This is a genomic window from Ruminococcus sp. AF20-12LB, assembly GCF_003478985.1.
Lineage (GTDB): Bacteria > Bacillota > Clostridia > Lachnospirales > Lachnospiraceae > Blautia_A.
Genome location: NZ_QUGH01000004.1, coordinates 18,270 through 37,993, shown reverse-complemented (window position 1 = coordinate 37,993; position 19,724 = coordinate 18,270). Strand labels below are relative to the sequence as shown.

Here is a 19,724-nt window from a genome sequence, read left to right as displayed (position 1 = left end):
CTTTCTCTGTATTCTGATCTATTTTTTTACATCTCTTATCACTTTTGCCGGCACTCCTGCCACAACTTTATTGGCAGGTACATCTTTGGTGACAACCGCTCCTGCTGCAAGCCCAAATATCAGATACAGCATTTTCTCCGGTATCCAGTTTCCATAATTTGTTTTTCTTTCATGTTTTTTACCTCCAATTCCCACATGTTCCGCCATTTTTTCAGTTTCTCTCAAATCCAAGAAATCTCGTTCCCTGAAAACTTAATTCACCAACATCTCCCTCTGCCATCTGACCATATTCCTTTCCTGTGACAGCAAGTTCCATTCGATCGCCGCTCTTCACTTCAAAAGTCACATAGTAACTGGTAGATGTAGTGGTGCTAAAACCGTCAGACTGCTGATTATGGAAAACCTTCGTTCGCTTTGCAACAATCTCTGCTGTGACCGTTAACCTGGGAGAATTGTTATTTTTATTCCATGTACTGATATTTTTGGCAAAAATATAAACCATCGTTCCCAAAACGCAGAAAAATATAATTGCAAATAAAATATTAAATACCTGGTCAAATCCATAAAACATAATTTCTTTCCCCTTTATCTGCCTATTTTTACTACATTACTAACACACCAATCACTGCCAGCACCGCTGAGATCACTGCCATTCCAACAGTTCCTGCAATCCATTTTTTGCGTTTATCTTCGCTGGTGATGTACGGCCTTAAGTCTTCTGTTCCCGGAATGATCCATGCTTTTGTATGACCTACCCACCAGTCATCCACAAGAAAACGGTCTATCACATTCATCACTGATAAAATGACAAACATCTGCCAGAAACCGGACAGGAAATCCTCTGCGCCATTTATAGCATATACACATACGAGAATATACAGTATGTATCCCGGAATACAAATGATCTTAAACATCTTACTGTTTTTGCTGATTTTCTCATGGGTTGTCAATCCCAGTTCCACACAGCGATCTTTTACATCCTGATGATAGAGATGCAACATTCCCACTGCGCCCTTTCGAATCCCGACGGCGCAGATCCCCATCAGCAAAATCCCAAGTATCAAACCCTCCAGCAGCACCTGTGCTATCATATTCTTTTTCCTCCTTCGTTCCGTGTTAGTCTTGATTTACTTTTATTTTATCAAATTCCTGTTCTAACTTCAAATCAGATTTTACGGATCTGTGATGGCGGTTCTTAAAGTCGGAATCCCCTCTGCCATTCAGGGTGCTGTTTTCTGCTTTGCCAATATTTTTGTACAGGCCTCTGTGAATGGCTTCGGCTCTTCTGCAATTGCAGGCAGTACCATTGCCATGAACTTTGAATATTTTACCTATTATGTGATCACTGCCTTCGGCCAGACAGCGACCACCTTTACCAGCCAGAACCATTCTGCCGGTCAGGATCACCGATGCAGAAAAATCCTGCGGATATGTATGATTTTCTCTGTCTTAAGCAGTCTGGTCCTTATTGAACCCTTTGTCATATTCCGGAATTTTTTTGCAGGAATTTTTTCTGCAGATCAAATCGTTATACAGAATACCTGTCTTCGTATCCTGTGCATTCTTTTTTTCGAACCGCTGTGCAACCTGTACGAAATTCCGGCAGGCGTATTAAGAGGCACCGAACATTCCCTGTACCCGGCTGTTGCCACCATTAGCGGGACCTGTTGTTTTCGCATTGCATGGATATGCACGGTTTTCAGACATTACCATCCGTTAAACATTCCGTATTATGCATTTCCGATCTCATGGGTGTTGACGATACTCCTTATTGCGATCGGATTTATTGCAAAAAAGCCAGATAAGTTGTTTTGACTTATCTGGCTTTGGAGCATCATATTCTTCCCTGCTTCCGGATGTTATCTCACTTCCACAATTTCCCTTCTTTATAGTGTTTTCTGCAAAGTGCCACATAACTTTCATTGGAACCCAGCATGATCTGTGCGCCTTCCCGCACGATTTTTCCGTTGGAATATCGTGTATTGCACTGTGCACGTTTCCCGCACCATCAGAATATTGGCAGACTTCAAGCTTCCCATCGCCCCGTATCTGAAATATAGTTTTGCCATTTTTTTGTTTCTCCTTTATCGATCATACTGCTCTCTGTCATCTGCTTTTGTATTTGCAGTCGGGACTATGATCAGGTCTGCACCTTTTCTTGCACAGGTACGGATGCTTTCCGGCACAATCTTACCAGTGCATCATTATCCATATCTATACAGTAATGGTCCACACATACCTTGTGATACTGCGGAAAAAACGGTGTCAGCTGTATTTCCGGAAAAAAGACCAGATCACAGTTTTCTGCCATATCACAGTATTTCAGGCTTTTATCAAGGTTCTCAGATATTTCTTTTCCCATACTCATCTGTACAAGTGCAATTTTCATTTACCGTTCCCCTTCACATCATTCATTTTTTCCAGAAGTTTGCTGTAAACATGCTCCACAAACCACGGTTCTGTAGATTTCTCCAATGCTTCTTCTGGTGAAAACCAGGCTACGCCGCTGTTTTCATCTGCTTTTATGGAAACCGCTTCTTCCGGGTCTGCCTCAAGGAGATATGTGATATTAAAATGCAGATGGCTGGATACATATTTTCCTTTTTTCACATGACCATCTACAGTCAGAGATTCCATGGAAAAAATCTCCTCGGACACCGGATGAACATTGGAAATTCCGGCTTCTTCCTTTACCTCCCGGACTGCAACAGACAGAAGATCCGTCTCCCCATCCGCATGTCCTCCAAGCCAAGACCAGGAGTTGTAAATATTGTGATATACCATAAGAACTCTGTTTCGTTCCTTGTTCACAACCCAGGCGGAAGCTGTCATATGGGCTACTGTATTCTCTCTCAAAAAAGCATTCTTATTGTTTCTGATCCAGTCCAAAATTAAGATCTTATCTTTTTCTTCCTGTTCATTGTAGGGCTTGTATTTTTCTATCTGATCGATCAGTTTCTGACAGTTCATTGTTATCCTTTCCTTTCGACTTTATCAACACAGTGTCAATATAGCACTGGTAAACCACGCATCCTGTACCTGTTCACAGACAAATAACCCTTTTGCTTATTTGGATAGCCTCATATACAGAAGCGGATACGGATTCCCTTTCTCATCATGATCCGTTCTTTTATATGTCTGAAATCCCATGTGCTCATAAAAGTCGGCTGCCCGGGGATTCTGTTCGTTTACGGTGAGTTCTTGAATGTTATAAATTTCGATACCGTACTGAAGCAGCTGCTTTCCAAGCCCGTTCCCTCTGGCCTCCGGAGAAAGGCAGAGCAGCTCAGTCTGCACTCTGTCTGTTTTTCAGAAGCAGAATTCCCACCAGCAAAAATACAGGGAAAATAACCCCTGCCAGAATTCCCCTTTTCAGGTTATCCGATAATATCCCGGACACAAAGCCAACTAACGTCGGGCCTCCGGAACATCCTACATCTCCAGCCAGTGCCAGAAGTGCAAACAGGGATGTTCCGCCTCTTCGCAGTGCCATGGACGACTTGCTGAAACTTCCCGGCCACATGATTCCTACAGAAAATCCGCAGATGGAACAGCCGATCAGTGACACAAATGCAGATGGTGCAAGGGAAATACACAGATAGGAAATAATACAGAGAATGCTGCTGCCGATCATAAATTTGTCCAGATCAATCCGGTCTCCGAATTTTCCATAAAAGGCTCTGGAACTTCCCATCAGGATTGCAAATGCCATAGGGCCTGCAAGATCACCGATGGTCTTACTTACACCAAGTCCCATCTCCGCAAATGTGGACGCCCACTGGCTGACGCCCTGCTCGCTGGCGCCTGCACACAGCATCATTAACATCAGGATCCAGAATGTTTTATTTCTGCATAATTCTTTTATGGTCATTCCTGTCTCACCCTCTTCGATAAGCGTTGCGATAGGAACTTTTGTAAATGCAATACCATTTACAACCGGAATGATCGCCCAGATCAGTGCCATGATCTTCCAGTTTTCAATTCCAAATATCCGGAAGAAAATCGTGGAAAGCAGAACCACTGCCACATGACCCCAGCAGTAAAAAGAGTGGAGAAGGCTCATTGCCTTTTCTTTGTTGTCGCTTGGGCAGCTTTCTACAATGGGGCTGATCAGCACTTCAATCAGTCCTCCGCCTACGGCATAGATCACTACGGAAATAAATAATCCCGCAAATGCGTTGGGCAAAAGATCCGGCAGGATCACCAGACAGATCAGTCCTGCTGCCGAAAATACATGTGCCAGAACAATGGAAATCCGGTAACCGATCCGGTCTACAAATTTTGCTGACAGAAGATCGATCAGCAGCTGAATCCCGAAATTGAATGTGATCAGCATTGTGATCTGGCTCAGTGGAATGTGGTAACTTTTTTCGAATGTCAGAAAAAGCAGCGGCACAAAGTTATTTACGATCGCCTGTACGATGTAACCCGCAAAACAGGCGTATACCGTTTTCCGGTATTTGTCTTTCATTTAAACATCCTCCAATGTTATTTAATACCCGTCCTTTAACCGGACAATATTCTTTAATTCTTTTCCATTCACATATCGTTCCAGATTTTCCATACAGATGTTCCAGATCATGTCCTGGACTTCTGCGTTTCCTCCGAAACTTGGACCTGCGATGTGTGGGGTGATGAGGATGTTTTCCATATTCCAGAGAGGTGATGTCTCCGGCAGGGGTTCTGTCTCAAATACATCCAGGACTACGCCTTTTAAATGCCCCTCCTGTAATGCTCGGATCAGATCTTCTGTTGGAATGAGACTTCCCCGTCCTATGTTGACCAGAATTGCTTCTTTTTTCATGGAATGCAGCCGGTCGTAATTCAGAAGTCCTTTTGTTTCCGGCGTTCCAGGGAGACAGCCGATTACGATATCTGCTTTTTGAAGCTGCTGATCCAATGCTGTCAGATCGTATATCTGGTCAAAATCTTTCAGCTGGTCTGAATGTTCTGAGACTGCAGTTCTTTTTATTCCAGTCACACGGGTTTCAAATGCTTTCATTCTGTGAGCGATATTTTTTCCAATGTCGCCGGTTCCCAGGATAAGAACATTTTTTCCGTATATAGTGTCTGATAATTTATTCTGTACCCAGAGATGTTCCTTCTCGTTTTTCCAGTAAACAGGAAATCCTCGGTACAGGGCAATGATGTTCCCGATCACATATTCCGATATGATTTTTCCGAATGCTCCGGAAGCATTAGTCAATGTAACTCCTGTCGGAAATGTTTTCATTTTTGTATACTTATCCGCACCGGCCCATGTCAGTTGAACCCAGCGGAAGTTTCCGGCTTTCTGAAGTTCCGATTCTTCCGGTTCTCCGATCACCACTTCCGCTGTTGTGATAGAATCCCTGGTTTCATTTTCCTCAAAAACAAACTCACATTTCTCTCCAAATTTTGTTATAAACCTGTCCCGGATTTCCGCGTCACACTGTGGCTTTACCAGGACTTTTATTTTCTTCTCTGTATTTCCCATGATATTCTTCTCCACAGGCAATTTTTCAGGACTCATTTACCAGTTTCCCGGTTATATGTTCCGGTTCCAGCTCCAGACAGAGAACCTGGGAGCCGAAATGTTCCAGTTCGTATTCCACATATGTCTCATCATCCGTGAACTTTTTGCATAAATTTGTGCATATTTCTGTTACTTTTTCCGGTTCTTCCACTGTGTGAAGGCGTCCAAATACAATGACGCTTCGGATATTTAATGCCCATTCGCCCTCATTCCGGTATCCCTTGTCCATAACACAGAATGAAACTTTATCACAGTTTCTGATGGCATCGATCTTATGACCGGATTTCGCTCCGTGGAAATAGATTTTTCCATCTTTCTCATTATACCAGTGGGTCATCGGCATTCCATAAGGATAGCCTTCCTCTCCCTGCACAGAAAGTACGCCTCGCGGTTCTTTTTTCAGGATTTCGATACATTCTTCTTTGGTTAATTCCTGTTTGAATCTTCTCATTTTTCGAAACATAAACTGGTCCTCCCCTTGCTCTGTATCTAATCTGTTTTCTTGCTTCTATGACTGTTTTTCTGTTATCTTTACTTTATCTTTCAAAAATAACTTTATATGTTCCCAGCCCCTGTCTGCATGGGATTTTTGCTGCATTTTCTGCTGTAAAGGCTTCTCTGGAATATATTGTTTTTTGTTCTTCCGAGTAGGCTGGAAGGGTTTTACCGATGCTGACACCATGGGCATCATTTTCAGTAAAATTCCAGATAGCCATTTTTATTATCCTGAATCTCTGCATTGATCCTAAGCACCGGACACAGAGAAACAAATCCCTCCGGAATGATGTAATCATTCAAAATATCACTTTTTTCTGCCAGAGCATTATATACCTTTTCTGCACTTACACCCAGTTTTGCTGCTACATTTTCAATACAAAATATCGCAAATTCCAGTTCTCTTGACTTTTCTATATTTTGTTTCATCATTCCCAAGGCCTCCTGTATCAGATATCAGCACCCAAACAACTTCGCAGTTTTCTCCATCCTTTCTGCGATCGGCACGCCGAACGGGCAACGGGTTTCGCATTCCTGGCAGCCGATGCATTCGGAAGCTTTGTGCTCCAGAAGTTCGTAGTGGGATTTTATAGTTGCCGGGACTTCCGGCTGCATGGTGGCAAGATCGTAGAACTTATTGATCATGGCAATATCCAGCTCTGCCGCACATGGCTTGCAGTGTCCGCAGTAAGTGCACTCTCCTTTATAGGAATGGAACGGGGCATTGGCGATCACTGATGCGTAATCTTTTTCTTCCTCCGTTGCTGTTTCATATGCTACGGCATCATTGACCTGCTCTTTTGTGTCATAGCCGCACATGATGGAACAGACTGCAGGTCTTGTAAGTGCGTAATGGATGCACTGTACCGGTGTCAGGCTTGCACCGAAAGGAGAACGTTTTTCATCAAAAAGTCTTCCCCCTGCAAAACCTTTCATAACTGTGATACCCACATCATTTTCTTCGCAGGCTTTGTACAGGCGGGCACGGTCTGCATCGATTCCTTTTAAGCTGCTGTCAAATTCTTCCGCAAACATGGTATCAATATTTTCACTTGCAGGAAGCATATCAAAAGCCGGATTGATACTGAAAAGGATCATTTCCACATATCCGGATTCCGCTGCTTTTTTCGCTACTTTCGGGTTGTGGGAACTCATGCCGATGTGACGGATCACGCCGGTTCTCTTCAGTTCCATCACGTAATCCATATATTCCGAATGCTGGAGATTTTCCCATTCCTCCTCAGAGTCCACATAATGGATCATGCCAAAATCAATATAATCCGTCTGGAGCCTTTTTAAAAGATCCTCAAATGCAGGACGCACATATTCCATCTCTCTGGTACGGTAATACTGCTCGTCCTTCCATGTTGATCCGATATGTCCCTGAATAAACCATTTGTCACGGTTCTCCCTGATTCCCTCCCCAATGATATTTCTGGATTTCGGGTCCGGCATCCAGCAGTCCAGGATATTGATCCCCTGTGCAGATGCATAATGGATCAACTCAATACTTTCTTCCTCCGGATGGCGTTCCAGCCACTCTCCTCCAAAACCGATCTCGCTGACCTGAAGCTCTGTTTTTCCTAATCTTCTTGTTTTCATAGCTGTTCTCCCTTCTGATAACCTTCTCCTCTTCGACATCCTCATCATGCCTGTTAGCTATATACTATCATAGTTAATAGGTATTTGCCATTCCTTCTGTTTGGATGTATACTTCATTTATATGAATAATGTACATACAATACACCAGTTTACAACTTTATAAATGGTAGACTTGCTGATGAATCAGCTATTTTAAAGCCTTTGTCATATCATTTGATTTTATATGTATTTCAACATTTTTCACGAAAGTGGCAAAAAATATCTGACTGCGAATGCCTTGACTTAATTCAAAACGAAATTCCTGTACGCTTTTTGTGCGGTGCTTAGAAAAATGTTCGTTCTGGCTGAGGAAAAAAATCTCATCCTTGCTGAGGCCATGACCATCTGGCATATGCCGATCTACAAAAAGCTCTGGGAAACTGTCCGCAGCGGTTCTCTTGGAAAAGTCCAGATGATCACCATGAATTTCGGAAGTTTCAAAGAACACAATATGAACAACCGTTTCTTCAATATGAACCTGGCAGGCGGTGCCATGCTAGATATCGGTGTTTACGCGCTCTCCATTGTCCGGAGCTTTATGGATGAAAAGCCGGATGAGATCTTAAGCCAGTGGAAACCTTCTCCTACCGGTTCTGATGAACAGGCTACCATCCTTCTTAAAAATCATTCCGGCCAGATGGCAACTGTCGCACTTTCCATGCATTCCAAACAGCCGAAACGTGCCATGATCAGCTGTGAAAAAGGTTATATCGAGATCATGGAATATCCACGTGCAGATAAAGCAGTGATCGTAGATGCAGAGACAGGAGAAAAAACTGAGATTTCCTGCGGTGACACTTCCGATGCACTGCTTTATGAGATGGAGGATATGGAACATGCAGTTCTTACACATGATACCTCCGGTTTATATCTGAATTATACAAAAGATGTTATGGATATCATGACTTATCTCCGTAAAGAGTGGAACATGAAATATCCGGATGAAAACTGGGACTGATCTTCTTCGGTTACTTCTGTTTATTTCTGCCTCTGATACCTGGTCACTGCCAGGATCATGCAGACAAAAACAATGGCAAACATGGCTTCCAGGCCGATGCCTTTCCAGACCGATACAGCTGCCTCCCTCGTGAGGTGGCTGTAACTTCCAAGCGTCTCATTTACGGTTTCATACCAGTACACAGGAAGAAACTGAGACACCTTCAGGACGTTTCTGTCCATAATATTCATGGGAACAAACACACCACACAGAAAGCACATTCCAAGAGACAGAATATTTGCGATCCCGCTTAACATGTTGCTGTTTTTTACAAAAAGACCGATCAGATAAGAAAGCGAAAGTGCCACTGCCATCATCACCAGAGTGTTCAGTACATAGTATCCGAAATTTTCTGAACTGAGAAATGTTTTTCCATACATAAGGATGGCTCCAGCCATACCGATTCCCCATAAGCCCCCGCCCATGATAAACATGGCCAGAAGCCCTTCCAGACTCTGCCGTCTTGCAGAAACCGCAGATGCCTGCATTCTTTTTGGTATATCGTCTTTTTTGAAAGCCATCAACACGTAGCCCATCACATAGCAGAGTAATGCAAGAAACAGATATGGAATATATCGGAAATAATAGAGCCATCCAGACGTACCACTGTTTTCATCTGTATCCAGCATGGTGACTTCTCCTCTTTTTTCATCCAGGATCGCTGTTGCCGCTTCCTTCTGGGAAAAACCGGCTTTCAGATATGTCCGCATTGTATTCAGGCAGCTCTCCAGTTGCTGATCCACATAATATGCCGAGTAAGATCCGGGCACCTTTGTCACAGAAATGCTCTCTCCGTTTACCATACAGTTCTCATAAAAATCCTCAGGGATCACCACGATGTACTCTACATTTCTGTAAAAAAGCTCTTCCTGAAGCTTCTCCCTGTTATCCTCCAGCATGGTCACGTGATGCGTACCTTCAAGCCATTTTACCAGTCCTTCTGCAAGTGGTCCGTTGTCTTTATCCACCACTCCGATCTTTATTTTTTCGCTTTCATAGCTGGTATAAGTTTCCTTACCGGCCGCTGCCTGAAGTGCCATTGTCACTCCGAAAAAAATGCCCAGATACAGGAGGATCAGACCTGTATTTTTTTTCATGATCCTCATATAGCCTTTAAATACTGTCATAACGTTCCCTCCTGACCATGAAAAAGGATGCCAGCGCCAGCACCACACACATTACCGCCAGTGTGATCAGATTTCTATAATATCTGATCATATCATCATACACATTAATACAGTAAAACGCATCTGAAATCAGTGATGCAGGATTGATCCGGTTCACAATCGGAACACTTTTTTCCACGATATCCTTCATATTTCCGTTCATCAGTCCTGCAAGGAAACTGCTTACCATGGAAATTCCCAGTATGATCCCGATTTTGGCACCTTCCTGCATTTTTCCGAAGCTGCCTATAAACATTCCCATAGATACACCGATGAGACTTCCGAAAAAAGATATCACCAGCATTTTTCCCATCTGTCCCTGAAAATCCAGATTAAGAATATACCGGAGATACAGGATCAAAATGATCACGTCCATATAGCCCAGAGCAAAAGATGTCAGCTGGTCTGTAAGGATCAGCTTCAGCTTGTGGGTCGGCGTTACACACCGTCTGGCTGCCAGAGGTGTGATATTGGCCTGAATCCCGATTGCAGAGCCAAAGCCAATGAAACCTCCGTACAAGCAAGCCATAGCGATCAGTGCGTAAAAGAACTGCATATTTCCGTCAATGGTCCGACCACCAAGAGAGACCTCCTTTACCAGACTGTCAGTGCTTAACAGGTTTGTTATGGTTTCTATGTCCATCTCCGGATTTTTTTTCATGATGTTGGTGATGGTCGTTCTGGTGTTTTCACAGCTGTCGAGAACAGTCTGGAGGATGCTTTCTTCCATTCCGGTTCCTGCTACTGTAAGGGAAGGCTCTTTTCCCACGTAATAAATCCCTTTTATTTTTTTATCCTGTAATGCTTCCAAAGCTTCTTTTTCCGGCATTTCTTCTGCCTTTAAAAGATCCGGACTGCTTTTTTCCACTTCATCCAGATAGGTCATAAAAAACGTATCTGCCGAAGCTTTCTTCACCACTGCCACAGGAACCGTCTGAAAATCTGCTTCATTGATATTTCCGAATGCAAAGTAGAAAAAGGTTCCAAGCACAAGCGGAAAGATCAGCGGCCAGAATACAATGTTAAAATTCCGGATCTTGGAAAGAAAACTGTATTTCAGTAAATGCAACATCTCCCATTCCTCCTAATCTCTCAGCTGTTTTCCGGTGATCTCCAGAAAGACATCATTTAATGTGGGCAGCTCGGAAAAGACTCTTCCAAAAGAAATATCCTGACTTTGCAGATAATTAAGAAGACGGATCAGGTTATGCTTCGCATCGGTACAGCGCACGACCAGCACCTCTTTTTCATACTGCACATCAAACACATGCTCCAGTGTGCGGATATCCCGGAGATTTTTTTCTTCCAGAGCAATGGCTTCTACGGTGATGGTCTCTCCTGTTTTGATCATCTGCTTCAATTCTTCTTTTGTTCCCTGAGCGATGACTCTTCCGTGATCCATGATGGCGATCCTGGTACAGATCTGCTCCACTTCTTCCATGTAATGAGATGTGTAGATAATGGTGGAGCCTTGGTGGTTCAGCGTCTGGATTCCTTCCAGAATCTTGTTTCTGCTCTGTGGGTCTACAGCTACCGTCGGCTCATCCATGATGATCAGTCTTGGCTTGTGGGCAATCCCGCAGGCAATGTTCAATCTGCGCAAAAGGCCTCCGGAAAGCTTCTTCGGGTACATTTTGCAGAAATCTTCAAGACCTGTAAATTCAATGGCATCCTCCACCAGCTCTTTTCTCCGTTTCCTGTCTCGTATGTAAAGGCCGCAGAAGTAATCTATATTTTCCTGCACTGTCAGCTCATCAAAAACGGCTACATTCTGAAGAACGATCCCGATCTGTTCCTTGAGCTTATAGCTGTCCGGCTTCATCTCTTCTCCGAATATTTTTATTTCACCTCTGTCATATTTCAGAAGTGACAAAATGCAGTTGATGGCCGTTGTCTTTCCCGAGCCGTTAGGGCCAAGTAATCCGAAGATCTCACCTTCCCGGATGTCCAGATCCAGATGATTCAGTGCGGTCAGATCACCGTATCGTTTTACCAGATTTTCTATGTGGACCATACTCTGTGGCATATGTTTTCCTCCCCTTTTCCTGTCCGTTAAACAGGTCTTTCCTTTTTTACTGCAGAAATTCATATTTCTTCTATGATCTATTATATCTTTTTCTTCTGTCTGCTCCAAGTGTTGGATGTCATTATCTGCGAATGACAAATGTCATGTCTTTCGCAAGAGCTCAGATTTTTCTTTGCAGGGAAGGAACCGGTATATTATAATATAGACACATTGATTTCAGAAATTTGTGCGGCGAAAGGGGTTCTCCCGGAACAGGATGCGATAATTTTAGCCGGTTATCTGCATGACTTTCGGAAAATGCTGTAATTCTGTAGTAGAAAGGGTATATTTTTTATGCGTTATTTTACAGATTCCATCCTATTGTTTTTATACAGTACTTTGACGTTTTTTTATGTGCCTGCAGATCAGTCTCTTGTGTTTGCCCTTCTTTTTGCGGTGATCCTTTGCTGCATTACTTATCTGTGCAGGATATGTAGAACATCCTGTTCACGCAATTCTTTGCCAGTGTTAAAGCGCTCCGGAAATATCATTCCGGTTCTTGCCGGAAGTTTTGTGATCTTTGGATTATGTTCCCTGTGGTTTTCGGATCTTCTTCTGTTTTTCCCGCTGCTTCTGTATCAGACTTTATCTGCCGAACTTTTTCCTCTGGCAGTGGCTGAGCTTCCACTTTGGGGATTTCTGGTTTTTCAGATCAACAGATTTCCGGCAGTTCTTTGTCTGCTTGGGATTTTTGGATTCATTCTCTCATTTTTTCTCTGGCTCTATGCAGAAAAATATCAGACTCTTTACCAGGATTTCCATCAGATCCGGGATGACAGTGAGGAACATGCGCTTCTTCTTTCTGAAAAAAACAAGGCACTTCTGGAAAAACAGGATTACGAGATCTATGCAGCTACATTGCGTGAGCGTAACAGAATTGCCAGAGAGATCCATGATAATGTGGGACATGTACTATCCCGTTCTATCCTTATGACTGCTGCCTGCAAAACCATCAACAAAAATGATGCTCTTGATCCTCTGCTCGGAAATCTGGAAGAATCTCTGAATGGTGCCATGAACAGCATCCGTTCCAGTGTCCATGATCTTCATGACGATGCGGTAGATCTGGAAGATGCCATAAAAGGACTTGTAAAGGATTTCACCTTCTGCCCGGTGAAGCTTACTTATGATATGTCCAGGCAGATTCCAAGAGAGGTGAAATACAGTCTGATCAGTATTACAAAGGAAGGGCTTTCCAATGTGATGCGGCATAGTAATGCAGATTCCGTAAATATTCTTCTGCGGGAGCATCCTGCACTTTATCAGTTGTGCATTGAGGATAATGGGACACCGGGAAATGGAATCCCGGATATTCAAACTGAAGCAGACATCAATAAGGAAAAAAGCACTTCCGGTGGTATGGGGCTATCCAATATCCGGGACCGTGCAAAGGCGCTGGGCGGTACAGTCCAGATTACGCAGGAGAATGGTTTTCGGATCTTTGTGACGATCCCGAAATCTGTTTCTAATTGAAGCAGACAGATATTTCTCACTCTGCCGGAAACCTTCCCTGTTTGATCAAAGTACTTTCCCGGCATATTGGATTCGTCCGTTTTTTCTGATCTGTAAATTTATTTTTTATAACTCATAAACAGGAGATTTTGACATGAAAATTATAATCGTAGACGATGATTGCCTGGTTGCAGGTGCATTAAAAACCATTCTTGAGTCAAACCCGGATATCGAAGTGACTGCCACCGGCTCTGATGGTGAAGAAGCCTGTACTCTGTACAGAGAATATCTTCCGGATATTCTTCTGATGGATATCCGTATGAAAGGAATGGACGGACTGGAAGCTTCCAGAAAGATACTGGATGAATTTCCGGAGGCTAAAATTCTTCTTCTGACTACTTTTTCCGATGATGAATATATTGTAAAAGCCCTCCGCCTTGGCACAAAGGGTTATCTTCTGAAGCAGGATTATACCAGCATTTTTCCAGCTTTGCAGGCAGTCTATTCCGGACAGACTGTATTCGGCACGGAGATCATGTCCAAGATCCCGGAGCTTCTGCAGTCTTCCGGTGGATTTGATTATACTTCCCGGGAGATCAATGAACGGGAACTGGATATTATCCGGCTGATTGCCAACGGATACAGCAATAAGGAGATTGCCGCAGAACTGTTTCTCAGTGAGGGAACTGTACGAAATTATCTCAGTTCCATTCTGGATAAACTGCAGCTGAGGGATCGGACACAGGTTGCTGTGTTTTATTATCAGCATAAATAAAATCCGATTACATCCACCGCCGCACCTGCAACTGTCCTATATTACAGAATATAGATGTCTTTTCAATGTTTTACTATAATTTATAATCGGAGGATTTCTCACAATGAACCGCTATCTTACTATCCATATCCCGGAAGCAGCTGTTCCAATGCCTATCTCCCGCTTTCTTCGCACTCAGGCTGGTCTTACAAAAAAGCAGATCAGCCAGGCAAAGTTCCGTCCCGGTGGTATCCGGAAAAACGGACAGCAGTGCCGGGTAACGGAAACAGCTTATCCCGGGGATCAGATCACAGTATGCCTGGAAACGGACGATGTGGATTCTGCCCAGCTGGAATCTGCGACTTTCACTGTCAATTCAGACCGTCACAAATCCTGTTTCCATCATTCTACAGACTTAACCTTCTGTTCATATTCTAATTCTGATTCCTGCTGTTTATCAGCTTCAACTTCACATTTTTTTCCTGAACTGGAAATCCTCTACGAAGACCAGGATATTCTTGCCATATACAAACCGGCTGGAATAGTCACTCATCCTTCCGGTTCTCACTACAGTGACAGTATCTCCAACCAGGTGGCTTCCTATTTCCGGTCCAAGGAAGAGCCTACCAAGGTCCGGTCTATCGGACGATTGGATAAAGAAACTTCCGGTATCCTGCTTTTTGCCAAGAACCAGACTGCTGCAGCCAGATTACAAAATCAGCGTGCGGAGGGGCTTTCAGAGAAAACCTATCTGGCTGCAGTTTCCGGTTTCATGCCTGTGGATGAATATGGATCTTTTCACAGGATCTCAATTCCCCTTGCACCTGACCCGGATAACCGTCTGAAAATGGTCGTATCCACAGATGGCACGCTTCCCGGAAGCAAACATGCAGAAACCCTTTATTCTGTCCTGAAATCTACCGGCCCTGACGCAGCAGCTCCGGCTTCCCTTGTAATGCTCCGTCTGAAAACCGGCCGTACCCATCAGATCCGTGTGCACATGGCATCTCTCGGGCATCCTCTTCTGGGTGATTCTCTGTACTGTTTATCGGACATGTCGAACCATTTTTCCCGAGCTGCACTCCACGCGTGGAAGCTTAAATTTCAACTTCCATTTCCAATTGATGAAATTGCTTCCGACACCCCGTCTTCCATGTATCATGACAAAAATGCAAAAAAAGAAATCTCCCTGGAAGCGCCCCTCCCGGAAGATTTCAAAAAATTCTATGAAACGATATTCTGAAGCCATACGCCTTTTTTTACAAGGATAAATCCAATGACACATTTCATCATATCCGCAGCCTGGACCATTGCGTAGATCACAAGTACAGGCAAACCTGTAAAACGGCTCAAGGTAAATGCGATCGTCACACTTACCACCCAGATAAACACACTGTCAAACAGAAATGTAACAATGGTCTTTCCGCCGGAACGCAAGGTAAAATACGTTGCATGCAGGAATGCATTCTGCGGCATGAAAAATGCTGTGATCATAATAAAATATTTCGCCAGAGTACGTGCCTCAGCATTGGTATTGTAAAGCCTTGGAAACAGTGGTGCCATCACAAACATCACGGCTGCCACGCAGGTACAGCAGAACACAGAGAATGCGATCATCTTGTTGTCCGTATCTCTGGCTTCCTTCATCTTACCTGCCCCCAGAAGCTGTCCTACAACAATGGCTACCGAATCTCCAAGTGCGATAAATACGATATTAAATACATTGTTGATGGTATTGGAAATATTTAATCCCGCAACCACGTTCAGTCCACGGACTGAATAACACTGTGTCAGCATGGCCACTCCGGCTGCCCATAAGGTCTCATTCAAAAGCAGCGGGGTTCCCTTAATAAGTATCTTCTTTGTCAGGTTCGCCGGAACCTTTAATGTTGAATACAGCCCCTGTGCAAAAATATTCTTTTCAGTATGCTTATGTGTCCAGCTCAGGACAATGCAGGCTTCCACATATCTGGAGAGCACTGTGGCAACAGCCGCACCTCTTACTCCCATTTCTGGGAAGCCGAATTTTCCATAGATCAGAAGATAATTAAATATCAGATTGATCAGCACTGCCACGATCCCGGCCTTCATTGGAAGTACAGTCTCACCGCATTCACGTAAGGTACTTGCATAGACCTGCACCATCATAAATGGCGGAAGTCCCAGAAGCATGATCCATAAATACTGTTTCCCATAAATAAGAGTATCCCTGATTTCCTGTGCGGTTCCGTCACCTTTTAAATACATGCTGATCAGTGAACCCCCTGCTGTCAGAAACAGTATAATGGTGATCGCTGTCAGAATCACTGCCATCCACAGTTTATAACGAAGTGTCTGGCGGACACCCTCATGATCCTTCTGTCCGAAATACTGTGCTGTAAAAATTCCCGCTCCGGACACCCCGCCGAAAATGCATAGATTATATACAAAGATCAGCTGATTGACGATCGCTGCTCCTGACATCTGTTCTGTACCGATACGACCGATCATAATATTGTCCAGAAGACTGACAAAATTTGTGATCCCGTTCTGTACCATGATCGGTACCGCAATAGACAGGACCATTAGATAAAATCTCTTATCTCCTACGAACTTTCGGAAAAAAGAAGATTTCTCTTTTACCTTCTCCATAAATTCTTCCTCCTTGTTTTTCGTTTTCCTTCATCCAAAATTCTCCACAAAAAGAAGACTGCCCACCCGAAACAGTCTTCCTTTTCGTAAGCGTTGTAGCTACTACCTTACTACAAACTTCTTTTATTTTCAATAGTCTTTATAACGATAAATCCCCGTTTTTTTGTATCTTTTTACTCCACCATATGACTCTCATCTGCAATATATTCGAAGAAGTCAAAGTCCGCACATTTTTTGTGGAGAATGCGGTCTGCACAGGTGATTCCAACCATGGTTCCTGTAAATTCTCCGTACTTACAGTACTCATCAGAAAATCTTGTGGTGTCAAAGATACGTCCGATCTTTTCATAAGTTTCTCCGTCATAGCTCCACTCAAACCAAGATTTTCTTCCCTCTATATAAAGTCTCAGATAAACTGGTTTATCTTCTACCGGAATTCTGGTGTTCAGAAACTCTGTTTTTTCTCCGTTTTCCAGATGGATGATGGACAACGCACTCTGTCCCAGGGTTTCACTGTAATATTTCCGGAGATTGATATAATTCATGTTGTCGTAATACAGAATCAGGCCTGCGCTGTGCTGATGTACTTCCGGTGTGAATTCCATCTTTGTGGTGATCCGCGCATATACACTTGTAAGCTTTCTGGCCAGGATACTTACTTTGTTGAGAGATGTTCTGGATTCCTGTCCACGAAGACGCACATAGCCTTTTCTTGCTTTCATATCTGCAAAACGCTGAGGCATAATCCTTGGAGAATAATAAAAGTTTCCAAGTTCATCCTCATCAAAATCATCAAAATCCGGAGTTTTTTCCACCAGATATTCCGGAAGAGATGTTTCCGGCACCTCAATCTTCGCCAGATTGCTTCCATCTGCCATGCGAAGCCAGTTATCCTCAGTCCACATCATTTTCTGGATAGCTGTCTCTCTTCCAAGTGTACAGCGAAGCTCCGGTACAAACGGTCTTGCACAGAGATGTACCAGATACACTTCTCCGGTAGGAAGCTCCACATAGCTTCCGTGTCCGGATTTCTGAAGAACAGAGTCCGGGTTATAGTACTTTGGTTTCAGATGATCCGGATCCTGGCGCTCATAGGATTCTCCTGGAACGCTGGTAACAATCGGGTTCTTTGGATCTTTTTCATATGGTCCCCATACATTTTTGGACCGTCCCATTGTCACGCAGTGATTATAACCTGTACCGCCTTCTGCACACATAATGTAATAATATTCCCCACGTTTTGTAAGATGCGGTGCCTCAATGCATCCCCGGTCTGTACCACCTCGCCAGATTCTCTTCGGATAACCGATAATCTCTTTTTTCTCAGGTGAATACTCTACCATACAGATAGCGCCTGGCTTCTCATAGCCTTCTCTTGTCTCCCACTCCAGAGATACCACATATTTTTTTCCGTTGGTATCGTGAAACAGAGAAGCATCAAAGCCGGAAGAATGAAGATAAACCGGCTCACTCCACGGTCCGCGGATATCTTTTGCACAGATCAGGAAATTATCCACATCAAAATATCTGGCGTTCATGGAATTCATTACTCCGTAAACAACATAGAACATATCCTCTTCCTCACAGTAGGTCAGGCACGGAGCCCAGATTCCCTTTGCGCTTGGAAGTTTCTTGAGATCTACTTTTTCGTCATCTGTAATAACATGTGTATACAGTTCCCAGTTTTTCAGATCTTTTGAATGATAAACCGGAATTCCCGGAAACCATTCAAAAGTAGAAACTGCCATATAGTAATCATCACCTTTCCTGCAGATGCACGGATCCGGATTGAAACCCGGAAGTATTGGATTTATAATCATATTATTTTTCTCCTTTTCCGGCCGGAAACCAGCCAAAATCAACGCACCGTCCCAGATCCCAGCTGTCCCAGCCGATCCAGCCCGGAGTATTCACGGTATCTGTAAGCAGTTTATAGCTCCAGTAAAAATATCCGCTGCATTTATCCCAAAGCTCCAGCTGTGCCTTCGCCAAAGTCGCATAGATTTCTTTTTTCTCTTCTGTGGAAAGACTTTCCCGTTCGCTTCCTTCCACTCCGTTGAGCACACTCTGTCCGCCTTTTGTATCACAGCCGCATGCAAGGGAATTGAAGAGACACCATTCACCGCAGATCACCGGGAAATATTTTTCCATCTCCGTAATCTGTGGTTCCAGCTCCTCACGCACATATTTCAGATATCCCTCGATCGTCTGACTGCAGCCTCTTGCCTCTGCCACCATCAGATACTGATGAGTATCCAGAATCACATTGGAATATTTTTCTTCCTGCATAAAGTCCTTCCACGCCATCAGCTCAAAGCCGTCGTGGAGCACAACGTATTTTTCCTTTGGCATGTAAGTACTGATCCGATCGTATGCTTCCAGATAAAATTTTCTTAAGAATTCCATGGTGATCGGGGCTGAGCCTTTTGCCAGCTCCGGATCTGCCGGTGCATAACGGTTCTGCACATCCATAGTCCCCCACATATTCTCAGTTACAGGTTCATTCAACGGCTGTATGCCAAACAGACCTTTTCTATGACCGTATCGTTTTGCCAGACGTTCCAGAACTCCAAGAACAAATTCTACCTCATCCGGATTCTGTGCCCATTTACACACGCCGCTGATTCCACCGTTATCAAAACCATTCTGGCTTAACGGTACAGTGTGAAGATCGATCAGAATGGTAAGTCCGTACTTTTCCGCCCAGTTAAATGCTTTATCCAGTTCTTCAATGCAGCCGATAAATGGCTTTCTGTCCCTAAATATAAAATATGGTACCGGAATACGGACAGAATCCATTCCCATTCTTTTTATGGTTACAAAATCTCTTTCTGTGATGTACTCCGAACGATGGATTTTTATCCTTGCTTCATATACCTCCGGTGAAAGCTGCGTTGGAAGATAATACTCATCTTCCGCTGTTGTTCCCTCAAACAGGGCCGGGTTCATCCATTTCTCCAGAACCAGCCAATTTCCAAGATTTACGCCTTTTATATTCATATCCGGTA

General features: G+C 43.7%; 22 protein-coding genes and 2 pseudogenes. 5 read left to right on the top strand and 19 right to left on the bottom strand.

Features of this window, described 5'->3' with window-relative positions; genetic code table 11:
- Positions 1–18 precede the first annotated feature (18 nt).
- Genes DWX61_RS19195 through DWX61_RS06225 form a run of 3 tightly spaced genes read right to left on the bottom strand, consistent with a single transcriptional unit; the run spans position 19 to position 1,091 of the window.
- Positions 19–207, bottom strand: coding sequence for a hypothetical protein (locus tag DWX61_RS19195; protein WP_244790007.1), 189 nt, complete (start codon positions 205–207; stop codon positions 19–21).
- A 4-nt stretch (positions 208–211) separates the two neighbouring features.
- Positions 212–571: a DUF2500 domain-containing protein gene (locus tag DWX61_RS06230; protein ID WP_118624340.1), complete on the bottom strand. Its 360-nt coding sequence runs from the start codon at positions 569–571 to the stop codon at positions 212–214.
- Positions 572–602: 31 nt separating this feature from the next.
- Entirely contained in the window at positions 603–1,091 is a 489-nt protein-coding gene (locus DWX61_RS06225; protein ID WP_118514745.1) for a hypothetical protein, read from the bottom strand.
- A 94-nt stretch (positions 1,092–1,185) separates the two neighbouring features.
- Here DWX61_RS06225 and DWX61_RS06220 point away from each other — a divergent pair, with 94 nt between their 5' ends.
- The gene (locus DWX61_RS06220; RefSeq protein ID WP_118624338.1) at positions 1,186–1,815 is read left to right on the top strand and encodes an MATE family efflux transporter; all 630 of its coding nucleotides are present in this window, start codon (positions 1,186–1,188) and stop codon (positions 1,813–1,815) included.
- Positions 1,816–1,864: 49 nt separating this feature from the next.
- Here the strand turns inward: DWX61_RS06220 and DWX61_RS06215 are convergent.
- From DWX61_RS06215 to DWX61_RS06170, 10 genes and pseudogenes are all read right to left on the bottom strand, one after another.
- A pseudogene (locus DWX61_RS06215) lies at positions 1,865–1,993 on the bottom strand (thymidine kinase); the annotation flags it as partial.
- Positions 1,994–2,140: 147 nt separating this feature from the next.
- Complete coding sequence (locus DWX61_RS06210) at positions 2,141–2,389, bottom strand: nitrilase-related carbon-nitrogen hydrolase (RefSeq protein WP_118514749.1); 249 nt, start codon at positions 2,387–2,389, stop codon at positions 2,141–2,143.
- On the bottom strand, positions 2,386–2,970 hold the full coding sequence (locus DWX61_RS06205; RefSeq protein ID WP_118514751.1) for an NUDIX hydrolase: 585 nt from the start codon (positions 2,968–2,970) through the stop codon (positions 2,386–2,388). Before DWX61_RS06205 ends, DWX61_RS06210 begins: the two co-directional genes overlap by 4 nt.
- 96 nt (positions 2,971–3,066) lie before the next feature.
- Positions 3,067–3,288: pseudogene (locus DWX61_RS06200) on the bottom strand (GNAT family N-acetyltransferase); the annotation flags it as partial.
- Complete coding sequence (locus DWX61_RS06195) at positions 3,287–4,471, bottom strand: MFS transporter (RefSeq protein WP_118624336.1); 1,185 nt, start codon at positions 4,469–4,471, stop codon at positions 3,287–3,289. The gene DWX61_RS06195 and the pseudogene DWX61_RS06200, both read right to left, overlap by 2 nt.
- Positions 4,472–4,492: 21 nt before the next feature.
- Positions 4,493–5,476, bottom strand: coding sequence for a D-2-hydroxyacid dehydrogenase (locus DWX61_RS06190; protein ID WP_173754409.1), 984 nt, complete (start codon positions 5,474–5,476; stop codon positions 4,493–4,495).
- 25 nt (positions 5,477–5,501) lie between these two features.
- Positions 5,502–5,978 carry a pyridoxamine 5'-phosphate oxidase family protein gene (locus DWX61_RS06185; RefSeq protein WP_118624334.1) on the bottom strand — a complete coding sequence of 159 codons (477 nt, stop codon included), beginning with the start codon at positions 5,976–5,978 and terminating at the stop codon, positions 5,502–5,504.
- A gap of 73 nt (positions 5,979–6,051) precedes the next feature.
- Entirely contained in the window at positions 6,052–6,231 is a 180-nt protein-coding gene (locus DWX61_RS06180; protein ID WP_118514761.1) for a hypothetical protein, read from the bottom strand.
- Complete coding sequence (locus DWX61_RS06175) at positions 6,209–6,442, bottom strand: DUF3791 domain-containing protein (protein WP_118624332.1); 234 nt, start codon at positions 6,440–6,442, stop codon at positions 6,209–6,211. The genes DWX61_RS06180 and DWX61_RS06175 overlap by 23 nt, the downstream gene beginning before the upstream one ends.
- A 24-nt stretch (positions 6,443–6,466) precedes the next feature.
- Positions 6,467–7,612 (bottom strand): aldo/keto reductase, encoded by a 1,146-nt coding sequence (locus tag DWX61_RS06170; protein WP_118624330.1) that lies wholly within the window; start codon positions 7,610–7,612, stop codon positions 6,467–6,469.
- A gap of 331 nt (positions 7,613–7,943) precedes the next feature.
- On the opposite strand from DWX61_RS06170, the gene DWX61_RS06160 reads away from it, so the two are divergent.
- The gene (locus DWX61_RS06160; protein ID WP_207664985.1) at positions 7,944–8,609 is read left to right on the top strand and encodes a Gfo/Idh/MocA family protein; all 666 of its coding nucleotides are present in this window, start codon (positions 7,944–7,946) and stop codon (positions 8,607–8,609) included.
- A gap of 20 nt (positions 8,610–8,629) precedes the next feature.
- Here the strand turns inward: DWX61_RS06160 and DWX61_RS06155 are convergent, their stop codons facing one another.
- From DWX61_RS06155 to DWX61_RS06145, 3 genes are read right to left on the bottom strand one after another with little or no spacing between them, the layout of a single operon-like run.
- Entirely contained in the window at positions 8,630–9,775 is a 1,146-nt protein-coding gene (locus tag DWX61_RS06155) for an ABC transporter permease (protein ID WP_118624326.1), read from the bottom strand.
- Positions 9,762–10,886 carry an ABC transporter permease gene (locus DWX61_RS06150; RefSeq protein ID WP_118624324.1) on the bottom strand — a complete coding sequence of 375 codons (1,125 nt, stop codon included), beginning with the start codon at positions 10,884–10,886 and terminating at the stop codon, positions 9,762–9,764. Before DWX61_RS06150 ends, DWX61_RS06155 begins: the two co-directional genes overlap by 14 nt.
- Before the next feature lie 12 nt (positions 10,887–10,898).
- On the bottom strand, positions 10,899–11,840 hold the full coding sequence (locus tag DWX61_RS06145) for an ABC transporter ATP-binding protein (RefSeq protein ID WP_330674904.1): 942 nt from the start codon (positions 11,838–11,840) through the stop codon (positions 10,899–10,901).
- Positions 11,841–12,173: 333 nt separating this feature from the next.
- On the opposite strand from DWX61_RS06145, the gene DWX61_RS06140 reads away from it, so the two are divergent.
- From DWX61_RS06140 to DWX61_RS06130, 3 genes are all read left to right on the top strand, one after another.
- Complete coding sequence (locus DWX61_RS06140) at positions 12,174–13,352, top strand: sensor histidine kinase (RefSeq protein ID WP_118624322.1); 1,179 nt, start codon at positions 12,174–12,176, stop codon at positions 13,350–13,352.
- A 133-nt stretch (positions 13,353–13,485) separates the two neighbouring features.
- Complete coding sequence (locus DWX61_RS06135) at positions 13,486–14,106, top strand: response regulator (protein ID WP_118514773.1); 621 nt, start codon at positions 13,486–13,488, stop codon at positions 14,104–14,106.
- 103 nt (positions 14,107–14,209) lie between these two features.
- Positions 14,210–15,328 (top strand): RluA family pseudouridine synthase, encoded by a 1,119-nt coding sequence (locus DWX61_RS06130; RefSeq protein WP_118624320.1) that lies wholly within the window; start codon positions 14,210–14,212, stop codon positions 15,326–15,328.
- Here the strand turns inward: DWX61_RS06130 and DWX61_RS06125 are convergent.
- The 3 genes from DWX61_RS06125 to DWX61_RS06115 form a co-directional block, all read right to left on the bottom strand.
- Positions 15,310–16,716: an MATE family efflux transporter gene (locus tag DWX61_RS06125; RefSeq protein ID WP_118514777.1), complete on the bottom strand. Its 1,407-nt coding sequence runs from the start codon at positions 16,714–16,716 to the stop codon at positions 15,310–15,312. The genes DWX61_RS06130 and DWX61_RS06125 overlap by 19 nt on opposite strands.
- 173 nt (positions 16,717–16,889) lie before the next feature.
- A complete protein-coding gene (locus DWX61_RS06120; RefSeq protein WP_118624318.1) occupies positions 16,890–18,536 on the bottom strand; it encodes a glycoside hydrolase family 43 protein in 1,647 nt (548 codons plus the stop codon).
- A 1-nt stretch (position 18,537) separates the two neighbouring features.
- Complete coding sequence (locus DWX61_RS06115; RefSeq protein WP_118624316.1) at positions 18,538–19,716, bottom strand: glycoside hydrolase family 5 protein; 1,179 nt, start codon at positions 19,714–19,716, stop codon at positions 18,538–18,540.
- Positions 19,717–19,724 lie beyond the last annotated feature (8 nt).